The 1,681-nt window shown below is 63.8% G+C and carries 1 protein-coding gene; it reads right to left on the bottom strand.

The window, feature by feature from the left end:
• Positions 1–111: 111 nt before the first annotated feature.
• The gene (locus tag M9H71_RS25025) at positions 112–1,446 is read right to left on the bottom strand and encodes an IS5 family transposase (protein WP_455407563.1); all 1,335 of its coding nucleotides are present in this window, start codon (positions 1,444–1,446) and stop codon (positions 112–114) included.
• Between the last annotated feature and the right edge of the window lie 235 nt (positions 1,447–1,681).

Raw genomic sequence — 1,681 nt, 5'->3', positions numbered from 1 at the left:
TCGTGATCTGCGGAAGCGCTCTGGAATACTTGGTCGCCCGGACAAGCCGGGCGATGACGCTAGAGTGTGTTGATATTCAGTCGTCCGTGAAGTTTGCTGAACTGGATTGATTTAGGGGTGTCGGGCGGCTTCGAGTCGGAGTGACAGCATCATCAGCAGGGCACGCAAAAGCCGTTTGAACCAGCGCAGCAGCAAGTGGAAGTTGAAGCCTGCGGCGGCGAGGACGGCGTTGATGCGGTCGCCGTGGCGGCCCTTGAGGTGGTTGCGGCCCATGCGGTGCTCGGCCTTGAGATGACCGATCACCGGCTCGACGGCGGCGCGGCGCTTCATCTCGCGGCGGATGGTCTTGGTGACGCGGCGGACCCGGCCGGAGATCCAGACCTTGAAGCGGTTGGGATAGCTGTGGCCGCGATAGCCCTTGTCGACATGGATGCGCTGGACTTCGACACCGGTCAGTTTCTCCAGGTCGGCGACGATCGGCCCGAGCGTGTGGCCGTCGAATGGATTGCCGTGCAGCGCCTTGGCGTGCAGCACGAACTGGCCGCCCTTCGGCGCGGTGGCGGGGGTGGCCACCGAGACCTTGCAGCCGAACTCGTAGGGTGAGCGCGCTTTGCCCTTGCCGATGCATTCGACCTCCGGGGCGTGCAGCGAATAGACCTTCTGGCCGCGCTGGCGGTGATCCTGTTGCTTCACCCGTGCGGCGAGATCGAGCAGCGGCGCGAAGCGATCCTCGAGTGCGGCGTTGCCCTCGATCTTGCGGCGGATGTCGCGGATGATGCGCCCGAGCCGGGTGCGCAGGAATTTGAGTTCGCGCCGGGCACGCTTGAACTGATGGGCATGGGTGTAGCGCCCGACCATGATGGCGGCGCGTTTGGCGAGCCGCAGATAGCTCTGGCGCAACGCCACGCCCTCGCGCTTGGCCAGATCGACCAGCTTCTCGATCGCGCGGTGGTTGAGCCGGGCATCGGTCGGATGCGCGATCGCCTTCTCCTGCACCGTGGTGTCGACCACCACCCGTTCCAAGTCCTTGGTCTGCAGCGCGCCCGAGCGATGCGCCACCGAAAGGCTCTCCTGCAGCAGCGCCGCGAGTTGCTCATCGCCCAGCCGCTTGCGCCAACGGCTCAGCGACGAGCGGTCGAACGGCAGATCGTGCCGGAACACGACCTCGCCGCAGAAGAACTGGAAATACGGGTTCTCCACCCAGCGCGCGCACAACGCTTCGTCGGACAGATCGTGCATGTGCTTGAGGATCAAAAGCCCGGCGATCAGCCGCGTCGGCAACGGCGGCTGCCCCGGCCCCGTGCGATAGCCGGCGCCGAAGCGCCTCTCCACAAACACCCAGTCGATCTCCGCGGCCAGCCTCACCAGCGGATGGGTGAGATCGATGATCTGCTCCAGCGCCGGCCGAAACAACTCCACCTGACGATCGTCCCGCGGCTTGCTCATCGCCCCTCCCGACAGACGAACACGCCACCAAAGGAATCACAAACAGGCCCAAACGAGAATCCCAAAACGCAAGAAAACCACGGTCACCCCGCGGCTTTCCTGCAAAATCGAATACTTGCCAACAATCGATCAGCCAACAAAATCAACCGCTTCCAAATTGTTCACGGACGACTAGTTCAACATGTCGGGATTCCGGGTTCACGCGCTCTGCGCGTGCCCCGGAATGACGGAGTAA

Source organism: Rhodopseudomonas parapalustris (assembly GCF_053772255.1).
This window is presented reverse-complemented; position numbering and strand designations above follow the sequence as displayed.